This window comes from Peptostreptococcus sp. MV1 (assembly GCF_000758885.1).
Classification (GTDB): domain Bacteria; phylum Bacillota; class Clostridia; order Peptostreptococcales; family Peptostreptococcaceae; genus Peptostreptococcus.
This window is the reverse complement of sequence record NZ_JRNB01000067.1, coordinates 1-17742: the sequence shown is the minus strand read 5'-3', so window position 1 is coordinate 17742 and position 17742 is coordinate 1. Positions and strand designations below refer to the sequence as shown.

Sequence of the window (17742 nt, the reverse complement as noted above, 5' to 3'; positions counted from 1 at the left end):
GTAACTCACTTTCTAGTTGACAACAATATTATACATAAGTTTTGTTCATTTTTCAATGTTTTTATCCAAATTATTCATATTTATTTTATTTTTTATCTTTTTTTTGCAATTTCCAAGCATCTGTCAAGATTGGATTAAATCAATGTTTTACTATAGACCATATCGCTTATCTCATCTAAGTCAAAATAACCATCCTTGCTTCCCTGGCTAGACAGAATTGCAAGTGAATAAACCAGTTCAGACAAGTCTTCCAACATAAAATCAAAATCCAAGTCCAAATCAATTCTGGCTTTTTTACAAATTTCAATCATCTTATCTAATATATGTTCATATGGATCTCTTGTCTCCCTATCTGACCCAAGAGAAGATATCGATTGTTTTTTATCTAACATATTTAAACTTTCTATATAGGTATGACCTTCCAATTCCTTTATTAAGTCTCCTATTGACCTGTATTTTTTCCCCTGGCCTGGACTTCCATCAGACCTAGGTATATACAGGCTAGTCAGGTGATCAAATTCATTTAACTGACTATCCAGCTCATGCAGGGCCAACTTCTTCTTTCTTTCAAGACCCTTCACACCTGCTCCACTTACTAGCCATAGCTCTTGTTCATCCTTGTAGTAGTCCATCAAAGTTAATTTCACATTAGATGCTATATACCTATCATATACCTGTGTCACTATCACATTGGCCCGTTCATCCAAATCACACTTGTCTATAGTAAAGGCATCCAAGAGCCTAAAACCCTCTGCCGGATCAAATCCCAGGTAATTGTACATGGCATCGATAAAGCTCATAGAAGGAATAACTTCTATATCTATCCCCTCTTCAAGGGCATATTTTTCGATCAGACCTACTGTTGACTCAGCCACCCTAGGATGACCAGGCACAGCATAGACTATATCATTCATCCTAGCCAGGTCTATAATCTCCCTGGCTATAGATTCATATACTTGCTCAAAATCATCCCTACTATCATAATAGTCGTCAAAAGACCTATATTCTATGTCCAAAAGATCTACTATTGGATGTTTTTCTGTTCTTAGGTAGACTGGCTTGCCAGATTTCAAGAGGCTGATGGCCCCATGACTAATCTGAGATATATCGCCAGCACCCAGACCCACTATACTAATAGTCATCAAACTAACCCCTTATCAACCTATATTTTTTAAGCTTTGCCAAGAGCTTGTTTCCCTTTGGCATGGCTAATATTTCTTCCTGGGTGATACCGCCAAGACCCAAAATACCAAATATATAAACTAAACCACCGATAGCTATTGCTACTAGGGTAGAAATCTTCGGATTTATAAATGCAGTCAAGCCAATATAAGAGAATCTAGCTGCTACAAACATCAACATAACTACTATTAACGGCTTTATAAAGTATTCCATCTGGTTGAACTGAAGTTTCAATGACCTCTTTATATATATGTACTCTATAGCCGCAGCTATCACATAAGAAACAAGAGTACCAAAGGCTGATCCCAGAATATTTATTGCCGGTATAGCAGTCAGGACATAACTTACAACTATCTTACCTATTATACCACATAATAGGGCCATAACCGGAACCATAGGCTTGCCCATTCCCTGTAGTATTCCATTGAAAGTATACAATAGACCAAGGAAGATACAGGCTGGAGATAGGGTAAATAAAATCATTCCTAATGTAGCACCAGGCTGCTTAGGAAAGAGTAGTGACATTATCGGTGTTGACAAGGCTGCCAAACCAAAGGCACATGGTAATAGTAACAAAAGCGTAATCTTTATAGCCAACTTGGCATTATGTCTAGCCTGGTCAAAGTCCTTCAAGGCGTATGATTCAGATATGGCTGGTACCAGACTCATACCTATAGCTGTAGTAAAGACCATAGGCATGGCTATAATAGGCATTGTCATACCTGTTAACTGACCAAAAAGTGAATTGGCAGACATAAGTGTATAACCAGCTACCTTGAGTCTCATAATAACTATAACTGAATCCACTACATTTACCAAAGGCATTATACAGGCCCCTATACTTATAGGTAATACCACTACTATGATATTCTCAATGATTTCCATGGTAGGCTTCTTCACATATCCTACACTATTATTAACCAATTCCTTCCTCTTCTTTGTATCCTTCAAATATATCAAGACTAGGAACAAGAATGATGCAAAGGCACCTATTGTAGCACCCGATATACCACCGGCTGCACCTAGCTTTGGACCAAACTGTCTCATCAATACATAGGCTAGTCCCAATCCTAAAAACACCCTAAATACCTGCTCAAATATCTGTGATAGGGCAATCCTACTCATCTGCTGGTAACCCTGGTAGTAACCACGATAGGCAGACATAGATGGTACAATCAACAAGGCCGGTGCAATAGCCCTCATAGCTGTAACTGCATTCGGATTGTGCTGAACACTACCAACTATAAATTCAGCTCCAAAAAACAAGATCATAAACATGACAAGTCCCGTAGCAAAAAGCATTATATGGGTTATCTTAAATATCTCATTTGCCCCCTTGTGGTTGCCCAAGGCCACCTGTTCAGATACTAACTTGGCAATAGCAGTTGGAAAACCTGCTGTGGCCAAAGTTAGGAAGAGGGCATAGACCGGATAGGCCGTCTGATAGTAACCCATACCCTCAGAACCTATCAAAGATCCCAGAGGTATCCTAAATATAGCTCCTAGGAGCTTGATGATTACTCCCGCTGCCCCTAGTATCAGGGTTCCCTTTATAAATTTATTACTTTTCTTCTGTTCTGTTTCCATTATTTCCTCCATATAAATAATTCTGTATTCTTAATCCAAGTGTATTAAAGAGGCTACACCCCCTAGTATATACTCAATTCTATTGAAATAAAACATGCTGTCCATAGTAATTCAAAGTATATTATACCACAGAATATTAATTTTTCTTTAACTGTGCAAAAACTTTTTAAATTCATCTCAGCCTTTTAAATGCAAAAATATAATGATAGACAAAAAGTACAACTCGCTCCACTAAAATGCACCTCCAAATAAGCATGTATTTTTGATACTTCTAAGATTTTTATGGTCTTATCTTATAAAAGTGTGATAGAATATAGTTATAGGTAGCGAATATATTGAGATATATGTTATATATATTAGAATACCTATTACGTATGTCAGAATATATAAAAGGTATATAAATATATTCAATGAATTTTTATAATTATTTACATAAAAGAAATGGATGTGATTACATGGAAAATTTGGATTCTTTTATTAAGAAAAAACTTAAAATGAAAAAAATGAAAATTGAAACTTTTATTACAAAAACAGGTATGAGTAAATCTACTATATACAGGGTAATGAAAGGTCTTCAAAAACCGTCTGATGAATTGCTAGACATAATAGCAGACATCTTGAATCTCAGCCAATTAGAGAAGAGAGAATTAATCTACTACGGAAACATGTCTACATCAAATGAAAAACTATCCTATGCTACAGATGCTATATTCCAACTCTTATACGGTAAAAATACATCTGAGGACTTCCAGGATAATATTGAACTTGTTTTTTATGACAAGGAAAAATATGTAAGATACATAGATGATGTATTTGGAATGATCGAAAAAGTTTCTGATAGCAAAAACTTTGAGTGCGACATAAAGATTATTAACTGTTACAAGGAAGATGCCGTTGAATCAGTATTAAAATTCATTGAAAATATATCTACAAATTCTTCTAATTATAAGATAGAACACCTAGTTAGTCTGTCACAGATAAACCAGTCCGACAATATAAATATGTTGAAGTCTATTATACCTCTACTACAGGTAAACAACTACACTCTTTTCTATTCAGAAGATTCTGTAGCTTTCAACAAGGGCTTTTTCAACAATTTTATGATATTGGACTACAGATATACAGATGAAGATGGAAAGTTCAACAACAAGCAGTTCTTAATTTCCCTACTTGATGAAAACCTTTCATCTTGTTATGCACTTAACTCTGATGATAACCTTAAAGAATTTTTCTATAGAAATTATGAATCTATAGCAAGTGGCTACACACTTGCAGTGGATAATAGAAAAAAGCTAAACTTCTTGGGAGACCTAATAGCAGACTTGGAAAAGAAATATGATGTTTTCTTGTTTAAGCCAAACCCTTGCTATAATAGGATACCTATGGAAGTTTATAAGAGCCTAATAGATAGAACACCTAAAGAAGATATGGAAATACTACTATCAAGCATTAGTGACATTGATATCTCTGGTGTTGATTCCAAGACTGCTCTAAGTTCTCTAATAAAATATTTGGAAGACAGAATTAATTCTTCTAAAAAGAAAAAGCAATTTGATGTCTATACAATGAGTGGCTTGGAGGAATTTGCTAAGACAGGTATGCTGACAGATCACCTAAATTCTCTTCCAGCATTTACACCGGAAGAAATAAGGGCGATATTTGAATCGATAAAGTCTAGACACCTTAATAAAAAGGATTCTTTCAAGTTCTATATAGTTACAGGAGAATACGATAACAAGGACTTTGTTCTAACAGCCTTCAAAAATTATGGACTCTTGATAGAATACAATGATCCTAAATGTATTCCAGACAACAACCCTTACTGCATCATAGAAAGCAAGAACTTTGGTGACATCTTCTACGAATTTGGTAAGATGTACGTGCCTACTATGATAACACTTGAAGAGGACAAGGCAATAGAATACATAGATAGCCTAATAGAGAAATACTGTTAATTAAAGATTTTTATTATTAAAAAAGAAGTGGCATAATCTTAAAGATTGCCACTTCTTATTTTTTACTTGTCTGCTTTTTTGTCGTCTGATTTTTCAGCAGCCTTCTTGTCATCTGACTTTTTTTCGTCTGATTTTTTGTCATCAGCCTTGGCTTCATCACCAAAAGCAATGTCTTTTAACTTGTCTTCGTTCTTTTCTGTCTTAGTTCCCTTGACTATTTCTTCAACTAACTTCTTAACTTTTTCATTTGTAAGAGTTGATTTAATTTCAGCCTTACTCTTAGCATAGTCTGCCTTCACCTTCTTGTTCAACTTGATAATATGGTAACCAAACTGACTTTCTACTACCTGAGATATCTCACCTTCCTTAAGTGCGAATGCAGCCTTTTCAAATTCAGGAACCATCTGACCCTTGCCAAATTCACCTAGGGCACCACCATTTGCAGCACTTCCTGGATCCTGTGAGTTCTTCTTGGCTAATTCTGCAAAATCTGCTCCTGCCTTCAACTGCTTATATAGGTCTTCCGCCTTCTTCTTGGCCTCTGCCTTCTTGGCTTCAGGAAGCGGCTTGTTGCTGTCATCAACTGTCTTGATTAATATATGAGATGCATCTACCTTATCGCCCATAGTCTTGAACTTGGCCTTCATTTCTTCCTCTGAAGGAGCAGCCTTCTTCTGTAAGTAGTTTGATAAACCTGCCATTGTAGCTGCCTGTTCAGAATACTTTTCCATGAAATCCTGATCTATACCAGCCTTCTTGAAGCTTTCCTTAGACTTGGCATTTTCAAATATCTTCTTGTTCTGTTCCTTGTACTGGCTCAAAACCTTCTTGTCTGGCTTGATATCATTCTTTTTTGCATAATTTAGGTATACATTAGTCTTGATTAAGGAATCTAATACATTCTTTTTAACAGTCTCTTGATAGTTCTTGTCCTTTAGTTTCATCTGATCCCAAATTTTCTCACCATACTGCATCTCATACATTAACTTTGTGAACTTCAACTGATCTGTATACTCTTTCTTTGATATTCCCTTTCCATCCACAGAACCTACATCATCACTTGAGCACGCTACTGTAGATATTCCCACTACTGCAGCCAATAAAATTGCTAATACTTTTTTCAAAATTACAACCTCCTAATTTTTTATTTTTTCTATATTTTGATAAAAGCCCTCTAACATTACCAATAACTCTTCAACTATTTTTGAGCTACCAACCTCCTTGGTCTGGTACTTTGTAAGTGGAGCTAAGTCTATAGTATTGCCTGTCTGTTTTACCCTTTCTATCTTCAACCTCCTACAGAGTCCCTTGGCATAGGCTATGTTCAGAAGGGTTTGAGTTTCCTTAGGTATATCGGAGAACCTATCTTCTAGTTCTTCCTGTATTTCATACATGTCTTCCTTGCTGTCTATGGTAGCAATCTTCTTGTACATTTCCAACTTTATCATTTCGTCTTCTATATAGCTGGACGGTATAAAGGCATTGACTGTCAGGTCGATTTCCACATCTACATTTTCCTCGACCTCTTGGCCCTTGACCTTGGCTATGGCCTGGTTGAGCATCTTGACATACAATTCATAACCTATGACTGCCATATGACCATGCTGCTGGGCTCCCAAGACATCTCCTGCCCCTCTTATTTCAAGGTCTCGCATAGCAACCTTGAAACCGGATCCAAACTCAGTAAATTCCTTGATGGCCTTCAACCTCTTCTCGGCAACCTCACTTAGAACCTTGTTCCTCTCATACATCAAGTAGGCATAGCCCTGTCTAGTAGACCTACCTACCCTACCTCTTAACTGGTAGAGCTGGGACAAGCCCATCTTGTCTGCATCGTATATTATCATGGTATTGGCATTGGCTATGTCCATGCCCGTTTCTATAATAGTTGTACAGACCAGAACATTAAATTCCTTAGACAGGAAGGACAATATTGTATTTTCCAACTGATTGGATGACATCCTACCGTGGGCGACCCCCACCTTGGCATCCGGTACCAATCTCCTAATCCTGGCAGCCATTTCGTCTATGCCCTCGACCCTGTTATATACAAAGAATACCTGACCATCCCTGGCCAACTCCCTATGAATCTCGTCCTGGATAATACTATCCTTGGCCTCTGTAACATAGGTCATTACTGGGTACCTCTCCTGTGGAGGCTCCTCTATAATAGACATGTCCCTTATACCACTCAAGGACATATGTAGGGTCCTAGGTATAGGTGTAGCTGATAGGGTCAAGACATCTACATTAGCCTTGATTTTCTTTAAGGATTCCTTGTGCTTTACACCAAACCTCTGCTCCTCATCTACAACTACCAGACCTAATTTTGGCATATCTATATCCTTTGACACTATCCTGTGGGTACCTATCAGGACGTCAACCAAGCCCTTCTTGGCAGCGCTAATTATATCCTTTTGTTGCTTGGCAGTCCTAAACCTAGACAAGACTTCTACCCTGATAGGATAGTCTTCAAATCTCTCAACGAAGGTATTGTAGTGCTGTTGGGCAAGGATTGTAGTCGGTACCAAGACAGCTACCTGCTTGCCTTCCATGACAGCCTTGAAAATTGCCCTAATAGCTACCTCTGTCTTACCATAACCAACGTCACCGCATATTAGCCTATCCATGGCCTTACATGATTCCATATCCTTCTTGGTATCCTTGATAGCCTTGAGCTGGTCATCAGTCTCCTGGAATGGGAATTTTTCTTCAAACTCTCCCTGCCATAGGGTATCCTTGGCAAACTTGTAGCCCTTTCTTGCCTCACGCTTGGCATAGAGTTCGATCAACTCCTTGGTCATGTCCTCTATTTCCTTCTTGACCTTGCGCTTGGCCCTGGACCAGTCCTGACTGCCCAATTTATTTAGCTTGACCCTTTCTACATCTCCTCCTATATATTTCTGGACCTTATCCATCTGGTCTATAGGTACATAGAGGTTATCACCACCCTGATAGACTAGCTTTAGATAGTCCCTCTTTATATTATTTACACTAATTTGTTCTATACCGGTGTACTTACCTACACCACTATTTTCGTGAACAACATAGTCTCCAACCTTTAAATCTAGGAAGGAATCTATCTTAGAAGAATTGACCTTCTTCTTTTTCTTGGACTTGGATTTTTTGCCCTGCTTGCTAGCACCCAACATCTCCCTATCTGTTGTCACCTGGAACTTGATAGAAGGGTACTGGAATCCCTGTCCTATATTGGCTGCCATAACTACCACCTGGGATGTCTTTATTTCCAGGTCTCTCTTGGAAGTGTATATATTGTCTATACCATTGTCATTAAGCATATTTGATAGTTTCTTGGCCCTGTCATTTGTGGCTGCAGCTATGACTAGCTTGTAGCCTGCGTGCCTCAACCTTTTGACATCTTCCACAAACATATCTATCCTACCACTGTAGCTAGGTACTTCCCTAGTCTCAATACTAAAGTCGTGCTGGATATTCATATCACTAACCGCCTTATTAAGCAGGGAATTGACAATTAATTTCCTATCACCCATCCAGTCAATAGAATCGTTTAGTGAATACAAAAGCTTGCCCTGGCCCTTGATAGCCAAGCCCCTTTCAAGGTTGAGCATATACTTGTCCTTGAACTCTGCATGTATATTTTTAAACCTCTCCCTGTACCTGGATATATCATCTATAAATATCAGGGCATCATCTGCTAGATACTCAAAAAGACTCTTGTCATGGCCTTCGTACATATAGTCTATATAGTTTTCAATTCCGTCAAAGTACTCTCTAGAGCCTATCTTTTCAATATTTCTGAAGATATCCGAGTCAGTGATATCATTTACCTCTGCCCTTATCTTTTCTACAGCGGCATCCACATCATCAGGATATATAAAGTCCCTAGATGGGGTAATAGTCACAGTTTTGAACTTGTCGATTGACTTCTGCGAATATATATCAAACTCTCTGATAGAGTCTATCTCATCATCAAAAAACTCCAACCTCAAAGGAAAGTCATACATAAGGGTAAATACGTCTATTATTCCTCCCCTCATGCTAAACTGGCCAAAACCTTCCACCTTGCCTACCCTCTGGTAGCCTAGATGGACTAGCTTCCTAGCCAATTCCTGCATATCCATGGTCTGACCAACCTTTAGCTTGAATATATTGTCCAAGATTATCTTCTTTGGAAGATACTTTCTAGCTATGGCCTCTACTGATGTAACCAAGACTATCTTTTCTTTTTTCAGTAGTCTTAGTATAGTCTTTAGGTTTCTGGCATCTGCCTTCCTATCCCTAGCATCCAAGTGATAAAATAGGATATCATTCGTAGTTAAGAATTCAACCTTCTTGTTTAGGTAGACGCCTAATTCTTCGTATATTTTTTTTGCCTCATATTCAGTATTGGCTATATACATAACCTGCCTAGACGTATCCTTGAAAATAGAATACACCATATTAGGCTTAGTCACTGGTAACAGGCCACTTATATGTATATTGCCTTTTTCATTTATAGCAGCCAGCATACCGCTATAGTCCTTGTCATTTTTCAAAGGATATATTAGCACATCTTCCATTTATATTAACACCACACTTTAACCGTTATACTTGTTCATTGCCATATCTATATCAGTCCTAATAATTTCCTCCACAGTCTTAACTGCCTTGTCTAGTCCTGACCTCATATCATCAGCCTGGTCCTTGGAAACCCTGGACAAAACAAAGTCTGCTAGGTCCCTATTAGGTTCTGGTTTGGATACACCTATCCTAACCCTAGGAAAATCCCGTGAACCCAAACACTTGATTATAGATTTCATACCATTATGGGAACCGGCGCTTCCCTTTTTTCTAATCCTTAACTTGCCCACATCTAGGTCTATATCATCATATATGATAATTAGATGGTCCAAGTCTTGCTTATAAAACTGAAATACGCTCTGGACAGACTCACCACTCAGGTTCATATAGGTCTGTGGCTTAACCAAGACCACCTTTTCACTACCTATCCTGCCCTCTCCTATCAAGGCCTTGTGCTTTATCTTGTCTATCTTTATACCGTATTCCTCGGCCAAGATATCCACTGCATCAAAACCCGCATTGTGCCTGGTATGCTCATACTTTTTTCCGGGATTACCCAGCCCCACTATTATATACATTTTTTCTTAATCCTTCCTAAATAAATATCATTATTTCATATGTCACTATAAAACCAATAGAAATAAACGGAGTGAATGCTATCAAACCGTCCTTTTTCCTCGTATTTATCAATATTATCACACAATATAGGCCTGCACTTATAAACGATAAAAAAAATACCGCTAAGGAATCTAGCAAGCCACCCATGGTTCCAACCATGGCATATACTAGGACATCTCCCATGCCAAGCCCCTTGGTAAACCTGTGTAAACCATAAGATAGGCCGACCAAGACCAAAACGCCTACTACATTATTATAAATCAACGGGCCAATTTTATCTATAGTATTTCCAGTATCAAGCAAAATTTCTAATATTTCCAAGACCAATATAGATTCACTAAGGACAAGACCGCCCATCACATCTATATCAAATACCCACTGGCTGCTAGCATCAACCAGGGATATAGCTATCAAGAAGGGCAGAATATAGACCATCCGACAAATGTAGAAAAAATCTCCTATGGCTACACAGTAAATATTATAAATAACCGATAAACATATGAGTCCAAATATAAAAATTTGTCCCCCTATAGAAATTTCAAGCCCCCTTGCTTCCAAGAGAGTCATGGTAAAGATACCTAGTAGTAGACAACTAAGGGCAAAATATACAACTACTTCCATAATCCATAGCCCTCCTTGACCTTACCCTTCTTTTTCATCAGGTAATCTTGGTCTATTGCATGGTCTAATAGGCAGTCTAGGTCTATCAGCTTGGAATCATAGAGAGCCAGGAGGTTTTCATCCATTGACTCCATCCCCCTGGACTTGTTCGTAAGTATATAGTTGGTCAGTTGATTTGTCTTGCCTTCCCTGAGCATATTGGCAACAGACTTGTCTGATAGGAGAAGCTCCACTACCAATCTTCTTCCTCTACTTGTTTGTATCAGTTGTTGGGACAATACACCCCTGAGCACCATGGCCAACTGGGTCCTAACCTTGGTGTGGTCACCTGTATCAAACATATCTATCAACCTTTCCACACTTGCCCCTGCTCCCAAGGTATGGAGGGTGCAAAAACATAGGTGGCCTGTCTCAGCCGCCCTCATGGCAATTCTTACAGTTTCCTGATCTCTTAGCTCACCAATCACTATAACGTCGGGGTCCTGTCTCAAAGAATATTTAAGGGCATTTTCAAAAGAAGTTGAATCCAGTCCCAACTCTCTTTGGCTGATAATAGACCTCTTGTCCTCATAGTAGTATTCAATGGGGTCCTCTATACAGACTATATGCTTGGCAAAATTTACATTTATATATTCTATAATAGCTGCTAGGCTAGTGGACTTGCCTGATCCAGTAGGACCTGTTATCAGGACTAGACCACTGGTCAATCTAGCAAAGTCAGTTACAATATGAGGAAGCCCCAGTTCCTCTATGGACCTAATATGATTATTTATCCTCCTGAGCACCAAGCCCATACCTGACCTCTGCAAAAACAAGTTGGCCCTAAACCTCAAGCCATCCGAGTCTACAGAAAAATCCAAGTCACCACTGGACCCTATCTTGTCCACCATATCTGCCCTGCCTACACCATCCATAAATCTCAATATATCATCACGAGATACTATTACATTGGTCTTTACAATATCTCCATCTAGCCTAAGTGCTAGTTCCTTGCCCTCTCTTATATGTATGTCTGAATATTCTATATGGTTCAAGCTTTTTATATAATCAAGCATTGGTCTACCTCCTCCTAGTATCATCTATTTATACATAAGATATCCACTATAGTATTATGTGCACAAGGAGGAAAATCGCCCTAAGCAAATTAAATTTGCAACAAAAAAACCCAAGCGAACTTGAGTTTTTCTGTTGTTGATATGAATTTTTATATTTCAAAAATAAACTGATACTAGAACAGCTTACTTACTGAATCACAAGTATAAATCCTGTTGATAGCATCTGAAAATACATCTGCTACTGACATGACTTTTATCTTATCTATCTTCTTTTCTTCTGGAAGTTCTATAGTATCAAGTACTATCAATTCCTTAATATCTGAGTTATCTATTCTTTCAATGGCTGGACCAGATAATACAGCATGTGTACAACAAGCATATACATCCTTGGCACCAAACTTCTTAAGGGCATTGGCTGCATTAACTATCGTTCCTGCAGTATCTATCATATCGTCAAGTAGGATTACATTCTTTCCTTCTACTTCACCGATTATGTTCATTACCTCACTTACATTTGGCTTAGGTCTTCTCTTGTCAATTATTGCAATTGGCACTTCCTTACTGATATTGTTGGCGAACTTTCTAGACCTTGTAACACTACCTAGGTCTGGTGATACAACCACTAGATCATCAGTTGATAGCTTCTTTGCAAAGTAGTCAGCCAATATCTTGCCACCCAATAGGTGGTCAACTGGTATATCAAAGTAACCCTGAATCTGGCCTGCATGTAGGTCCATAGTAAGAACTCTATCAGCACCTGCTGCTGTGATTAGGTTAGCTACTAGCTTGGCAGTGATTGGATCTCTTGCCTTAGCCTTTCTGTCCTGTCTAGCATATCCATAGTATGGGATAACTGCTGCAACAGTTCCTACAGATGCCCTCTTTAATGCATCTATCAATATCAATAATTCCATCAAATTGTTATTTACAGGACTATTTGTAGACTGGATAACGAAAACGTCACAACCTCTAATAGTTTCATTTATTGTAACAGCTATTTCACCATCACTAAATGTATTGACCTGACAATCAACTAGTTCTACTCCTAGGTTACCTGCTATCTTGGCAGCTAACTCCTTAGACGCGTTACCAGCAATAAGCTTCATCTTATGGCTATTGTAACAACTCATAATATACAAACCTCCTAAAGTAATACTTAAACTTAACTTAATTTTTACACTCTATATTACATTATAACATATTATCTATGTTTATTCATCTATTTTTACCTATCTTATTTATCTTTCTTTGCAGAGATTTCCTCGTCTCTTTTTCTCTTCTTCTCTACCCAGCCTGGCTTTAATACCTGCCTCTGTCTAGCTATTGCTAGGCAACCCTCTGGTATATCGTCAGTAATAGTAGAACCAGTAGCTATGAAGGTATCTTCTTCAACAACAACAGGAGCCACTAGGTTTGAATTTGAACCTACAAAGGCCTTGTCCTTTACTATAGACCTGAACTTGTTCTTGCCGTCGTAGTTTACAAATACAACTCCGCAACCTACATTTACATTCTTGCCGACCTCTGCATCGCCTATATATGAAAGGTGGGAAGCCTTTGAACCGTCACCAAAGCTAGCATTTTTGACCTCGACAAAGTCACCTATCTTACAGTTGTTACCTATATCTGCCTTTGGTCTTAGGTAGGCAAATGGACCTACATTGGTGTTGTCACCTACTCTAGCGTCTATTACTTCAGACTTCTTGACGCTTGTATTGTCACCTATCACAGAATTTTCTATGCTAGTATGTGGACCAATATTACAAGCTGATCCTATCTTTGCTCCTCTAGTAAGCATACAACCAGGTAGGACAATAGTATCACTGCCTATTTCTACATCTGCATCTATATATGTAGAAGCTAGGTCTATAATAGTTACACCATTTACCATATGTCTCTCATTAATCCTCTTTCTCATAGTGGCCTCAGCCTCTGATAACTGGATCCTAGAGTTTACACCCATCAATTCTTCTATAGTAGCCCCCTGGTAGGCACCAGCTAGACCACCTGCATTTCTGATAAGCTCTATTGTATCAGGTAGATAGTACTCACCCTGGGCATTATTATTGTCAACCTTGGCTAGGGCCTCCTTAAGGTAGCTGCCCTTGAAGCAGTATATACCAGAATTGATTTCCTTTACAGCCCTTTCCTGGTCGTTGGCGTCCTTTTGCTCAACTATCCTGACCAACCTAGCCTGGTCATCCCTGATGATCCTGCCATAACCTGTAGGATCTGCAACTGATGTTGTCAGTACAGACACTGCATATCCACCATCATCATGGAAGGCAAAAAACCTCTCCAAAGTATCAGCCTCTATAAGTGGTGTGTCCCCACACAAGACCATTATAGTGTCCTCTGCACCAATATATTCATCTGCCATCATTACCGCATGGCCTGTTCCCAATTGGTCCTCTTGAATGGCTATCTTCACATCTTGACCTACTATACTTCTTACCTCATCTATACCATGACCCAAGACAACCACAGTCTCGCCTACACCAGCAGACCTAGCCGCATCAATTACATGGTTTACCATTGCCTTACCACACACCTGGTGAATTACCTTAGGGTGAATAGACTTCATCCTAGTACCCTTGCCAGCCGCTAATATTATTGCCTTTTTCATATTCCGTCCTCCATCATTTTTTAGTCAACAATTATTATATCATATGTTGGGCATTTTTCATCCGAATTATAATATATTTTATTAGCCAAATTACAGTATCAATCTATGTATCCTCTACTCCAATACCAGAGCCCTATTTCCCATTTGCATATATAGCCTTGCAAATTCTAGAAAATTCACCTTTCTATAGCCCTTGATTGGGTCGATCAAACTGACCATGCCCTTGCCAATTCCATTTACCACCACACAGTGAAGGTTAGAATAGAGCTTGATATCTTGACCACTGGCATCCCTGTATGACCTGTCACTATAGGTCGGTTCCTTGTCATCTAGGGTATACCATACTGCCACCGGCTTCTTATTAAATATTACATAATTTAAAATAGTAAATGGGTTTGCCCCACTTATATCTTTTGCACTTCTTGACACTCCTAAATCCCTAAAGTAGGAATTGGCACAAGATGCCAATGGCCCTGCATAGCAATAAAAACCATCCTTGCTATAGGGACTGCCTATATAGGCCTTGTCCGGGTCGCCATCCCTGTATCCAGACTTGGCTAGGTATGACTCTAAACTCTCATTAGACACGTCAAAACCCTCATACCTCATCAGCATTTCTAGAGAAGTCACCTCACAACCATTTGGCATATTAGGATATTGGTAGCTGGCCTTGACATCTAGATACCTGGTAGGAATTAGATAGAAAGATCCACCTGCTATCGATACCACTACCAGCAAGAAGATCAATCTTTTAATAAATTTCATATATATCACTCCTCTTTACTGCAAATTCAAGGTATATACACAGAAGTTCCCATATACCTTTCCCTAGTTTATACCCCCTATATAAACTAAAGCTTAATTTTCCCCATCATAATAGCGTTCCAGATGACTCCTACACAAAGTATAAGCATCTGAAACGCCCTCTAATATTTCTATAAAATAAAGCTAAAACTAGTCTTGATCCTGTTCACCCCTGTATTCAAAATTGAAGGTCTTTAAATTAGGATATACTAGGACCTCTTCACCCCTAGTATCCAACTCAAGTAAAGAGATATAGTTAGAAACTAACTTGTTTTCTGGGTGAATAGTAGAAATAAATACTCCAGTTCCCACTACCTCAGTGTCAAATTCCTTCATCAACTCAGTCATACCCTTGATAGTACCACCCCCACGCATAAAGTCGTCTATAATTATAACCTTGCTGCCTGGCTTTAGGGCCTTGCTAGGAAGACTCATTGTCTCAATCTTAGAAGACGAGCCAGTTACATAGGTCATACTGATTGTAGGACCCTCGGACACCTTGGTATTTTTCCTGATTATTACAAGTGGTAGGTTCATAGCCTTGGCAGTCATCAGGGCCATAGGTATACCCTTGGTCTCCATAGTAACTACGCAGTCGGCCTCACTGTAGTCTATATTAGAGGCAAATATCTCGCCTATCTTGTAGACAACACTTGGGTCGTATATCAGGTCTATCAGGTACAAAAATCCACCTGACAAAATTCTACCTTCTTCTTTTATCCTATCACATAGCTGGTATAGGAACTCTTCATTCTCTTCCTTTGATGTCTTTGGTATATACTTGACACCACCAGCTGCTCCAGATATTGTCACGACCCTTCCTAGCTGTAGCTTTTCAAACACATTCTTAACCACTATAAGGTCTTCACTAATGGTAGACTTGGCCGCATTGAACTGGTTAGTGAAAAAACTCAAGGTAAAAATCTTATTTGGATTGTCTGATAGTATCTTTACGATTGCTCCTATACGCTCATTTCTTTTAAATTTATTCATAATTCCTCCATTTTTATATAGTTAACTCTTATTTTTCTTAAGTATGATTCATAATTCATACATAAAACTTTATATAATAAACTTTCTTTATAGAACTATTTGTTTTAAACATATCAAAACTAGCACACACATACCCTTTATGGTATAATGTAGCTATTAAATAAAATAAAAACTTTATTTTATTTGAAATATACATTATACTGTCTATAGTGTTTTCAAGTAATTAAAAACACCGATATATAGTGAACGTTCCTTAATTATAACATATAAAACGTTCATATTGTATACTTTAGATAAATATTTTTATAGTTTTTTAAATAAGGAGAGGTGACACGTAAGTGAATATACATTTTATAGGTATAGGTGGCATAAATATGAGTGCTCTAGCAGAAATTTGCCTAAATAAAGGCTATAGGGTATCTGGCTCAGATGCCCAAGACTCCTACCTACTAGACCACCTTAGGAGCCTAGGAGCAACTATATACATCGGCCAGAAAAAAGAGAATATAGCAGATGATATAAATATGGTAGTCTACACTGCTGCCATATCAGATGACAATGAAGAACTACAAGAAGCAAAAGACAAGAACATACTTTTAATCAACAGAGCTGCCTTCTTGGGCCAGATAATGAGGGAATACAAAAACTCTATAGCTGTTGCAGGTACTCACGGCAAGACATCAACTACTAGTATCCTGTCAACTATTTTTGACTATGCTCAGACTGATCCAACTGTCCTAGTTGGTGGCAACCTGAGTACAATAGGAGGAAATGTAAGGATTGGTAACTCCAAACACTTTATTACAGAGGCCTGCGAGTATGTAGATAGCTTTCTTAGCTTCAACCCATTGATAGGAATTGTATTGAATATAGAAGAAGACCACCTAGACTATTTTTCAGGCCTAGATGAGATCAAGGCTTCCTTCAATAAGTTTGGCAAGCTCCTACCTAAAAATGGTCACTTTATAATAAATGGCGACAATGAAAATACCAAGGACATAGTCTATGATGTCAGAGCAAATATAATTAGGTTTGGTCAGGACCCTGACAATGATGCCATCATTACAGACATCAGGTATGACGAGAACGGTTATGCCATATTCAACCTAAAATACAAGGGCGTAAACCTAGGTAGCTTCCACCTATCCGTATACGGACTTCACAATATATACAATGCTACAGCTGCTATCCTAGCTGCCATAGTATCGGATATAGATATAGACACTATTAGAAAGGCTGTAAAGGAATACCTTGGAGTTGGCAGGAGGTTTGAAAAGAAGGGTTACTACAGGGAGGCCCTAGTCATAGATGACTATGCCCACCATCCAACTGAAATTAAGGCTACTCTAGCAGCTGCCAAAAATCTCAAGGACAAGAAACTATGGGTTGCCTTCCAGCCTCATACATACTCTAGGACCAAGAGCTTGTTCAAGGAATTTTCAGAGGCCTTCTATTCAGCAGACAAGGTAATTGTAACTGATATATATGCAGCCAGAGAAAAGGACCCCGGCGATATATCTTCCAGGGACCTAGTCCAGAGCCTCTACCAAAACCATGTAGATGCCATCTACCTTCCAACCTTCGACGATATAGTTGACTATATAAAGGACAAGTTGGGACCTAATGACATCTTTATGACTTGTGGAGCAGGACCTATAAACAGAGTAGCTGAATCTCTTTTAAAATTAGAAAATAAATAAACATACGGTTGTATAATATTTAGCGTTGGTGAGAGAAAAAATTCTCTCCCAACGCTAAA

13 protein-coding genes are annotated in these 17742 nt (G+C 38.5%); 2 read left to right on the top strand and 11 right to left on the bottom strand.

What is annotated here, in order from left to right; genetic code table 11:
* Positions 1 to 134 precede the first annotated feature (134 nt).
* Together HMPREF1639_RS05245 and HMPREF1639_RS05240 are read right to left on the bottom strand one after the other, a co-directional pair.
* Positions 135 to 1142 (bottom strand): SAM-dependent methyltransferase, encoded by a 1008-nt coding sequence (locus tag HMPREF1639_RS05245; protein WP_036764144.1) that lies wholly within the window; start codon positions 1140 to 1142, stop codon positions 135 to 137.
* A 4-nt stretch (positions 1143 to 1146) separates the two neighbouring features.
* Entirely contained in the window at positions 1147 to 2769 is a 1623-nt protein-coding gene (locus tag HMPREF1639_RS05240) for a putative polysaccharide biosynthesis protein (protein ID WP_036764142.1), read from the bottom strand.
* Positions 2770 to 3224: 455 nt separating this feature from the next.
* On the opposite strand from HMPREF1639_RS05240, the gene HMPREF1639_RS05235 reads away from it, so the two are divergent.
* Positions 3225 to 4724, top strand: a complete 1500-nt coding sequence (locus tag HMPREF1639_RS05235) for a helix-turn-helix domain-containing protein (RefSeq protein WP_036764140.1) — start codon at positions 3225 to 3227, stop codon at positions 4722 to 4724.
* A gap of 62 nt (positions 4725 to 4786) precedes the next feature.
* On the opposite strand, the gene HMPREF1639_RS05230 is transcribed toward HMPREF1639_RS05235, so the two are convergent.
* The 9 genes from HMPREF1639_RS05230 to purR all read right to left on the bottom strand — a co-directional run bounded on the left by HMPREF1639_RS05230 (position 4787) and on the right by purR (position 15983).
* Positions 4787 to 5848 carry a peptidylprolyl isomerase gene (locus HMPREF1639_RS05230; protein WP_036764138.1) on the bottom strand — a complete coding sequence of 354 codons (1062 nt, stop codon included), beginning with the start codon at positions 5846 to 5848 and terminating at the stop codon, positions 4787 to 4789.
* 12 nt (positions 5849 to 5860) lie between these two features.
* Positions 5861 to 9265: a transcription-repair coupling factor gene (mfd, locus tag HMPREF1639_RS05225; protein WP_036764137.1), complete on the bottom strand. Its 3405-nt coding sequence runs from the start codon at positions 9263 to 9265 to the stop codon at positions 5861 to 5863.
* 18 nt (positions 9266 to 9283) lie between these two features.
* On the bottom strand, positions 9284 to 9844 hold the full coding sequence (gene pth / locus HMPREF1639_RS05220) for an aminoacyl-tRNA hydrolase (protein WP_036764135.1): 561 nt from the start codon (positions 9842 to 9844) through the stop codon (positions 9284 to 9286).
* 16 nt (positions 9845 to 9860) lie between these two features.
* Complete coding sequence (locus tag HMPREF1639_RS05215; protein WP_036764133.1) at positions 9861 to 10505, bottom strand: hypothetical protein; 645 nt, start codon at positions 10503 to 10505, stop codon at positions 9861 to 9863.
* Positions 10496 to 11560: a type IV pilus twitching motility protein PilT gene (locus tag HMPREF1639_RS05210; protein WP_052045429.1), complete on the bottom strand. Its 1065-nt coding sequence runs from the start codon at positions 11558 to 11560 to the stop codon at positions 10496 to 10498. The genes HMPREF1639_RS05215 and HMPREF1639_RS05210 overlap by 10 nt, the downstream gene beginning before the upstream one ends.
* Before the next feature lie 173 nt (positions 11561 to 11733).
* The gene (locus HMPREF1639_RS05205; protein ID WP_036764129.1) at positions 11734 to 12690 is read right to left on the bottom strand and encodes a ribose-phosphate diphosphokinase; all 957 of its coding nucleotides are present in this window, start codon (positions 12688 to 12690) and stop codon (positions 11734 to 11736) included.
* Positions 12691 to 12794: 104 nt separating this feature from the next.
* Entirely contained in the window at positions 12795 to 14186 is a 1392-nt protein-coding gene (gene glmU / locus HMPREF1639_RS05200; protein WP_036764127.1) for a bifunctional UDP-N-acetylglucosamine diphosphorylase/glucosamine-1-phosphate N-acetyltransferase GlmU, read from the bottom strand.
* A 114-nt stretch (positions 14187 to 14300) separates the two neighbouring features.
* Positions 14301 to 14951, bottom strand: a complete 651-nt coding sequence (locus tag HMPREF1639_RS05195; protein ID WP_036764125.1) for a C39 family peptidase — start codon at positions 14949 to 14951, stop codon at positions 14301 to 14303.
* Positions 14952 to 15140: 189 nt separating this feature from the next.
* Positions 15141 to 15983, bottom strand: coding sequence for a pur operon repressor (gene purR / locus HMPREF1639_RS05190; protein ID WP_036764123.1), 843 nt, complete (start codon positions 15981 to 15983; stop codon positions 15141 to 15143).
* A 338-nt stretch (positions 15984 to 16321) separates the two neighbouring features.
* Here purR and murC point away from each other — a divergent pair, with 338 nt between their 5' ends.
* Entirely contained in the window at positions 16322 to 17683 is a 1362-nt protein-coding gene (gene murC, locus HMPREF1639_RS05185; RefSeq protein WP_036764121.1) for a UDP-N-acetylmuramate--L-alanine ligase, read from the top strand.
* Positions 17684 to 17742: the final 59 nt, after the last annotated feature.

What these genes read in the sequence shown, in the direction of transcription:
- HMPREF1639_RS05245 (WP_036764144.1), bottom strand. Translation starts at nt 1,142, where the DNA reads ATGACTATTAGTATAGTGGGTCTGGGTGCTGGCGATATATCTCAGATT.
- HMPREF1639_RS05240 (WP_036764142.1), bottom strand. Translation starts at nt 2,769, where the DNA reads ATGGAAACAGAACAGAAGAAAAGTAATAAATTTATAAAGGGAACCCTG.
- HMPREF1639_RS05235 (WP_036764140.1), top strand. Translation starts at nt 3,225, where the DNA reads ATGGAAAATTTGGATTCTTTTATTAAGAAAAAACTTAAAATGAAAAAA.
- mfd (WP_036764137.1), bottom strand. Translation starts at nt 9,265, where the DNA reads ATGGAAGATGTGCTAATATATCCTTTGAAAAATGACAAGGACTATAGC.
- pth (WP_036764135.1), bottom strand. Translation starts at nt 9,844, where the DNA reads ATGTATATAATAGTGGGGCTGGGTAATCCCGGAAAAAAGTATGAGCAT.
- HMPREF1639_RS05215 (WP_036764133.1), bottom strand. Translation starts at nt 10,505, where the DNA reads ATGGAAGTAGTTGTATATTTTGCCCTTAGTTGTCTACTACTAGGTATC.
- HMPREF1639_RS05210 (WP_052045429.1), bottom strand. Translation starts at nt 11,560, where the DNA reads ATGCTTGATTATATAAAAAGCTTGAACCATATAGAATATTCAGACATA.
- HMPREF1639_RS05205 (WP_036764129.1), bottom strand. Translation starts at nt 12,690, where the DNA reads ATGAGTTGTTACAATAGCCATAAGATGAAGCTTATTGCTGGTAACGCG.
- glmU (WP_036764127.1), bottom strand. Translation starts at nt 14,186, where the DNA reads ATGAAAAAGGCAATAATATTAGCGGCTGGCAAGGGTACTAGGATGAAG.
- HMPREF1639_RS05195 (WP_036764125.1), bottom strand. Translation starts at nt 14,951, where the DNA reads ATGAAATTTATTAAAAGATTGATCTTCTTGCTGGTAGTGGTATCGATA.
- purR (WP_036764123.1), bottom strand. Translation starts at nt 15,983, where the DNA reads ATGAATAAATTTAAAAGAAATGAGCGTATAGGAGCAATCGTAAAGATA.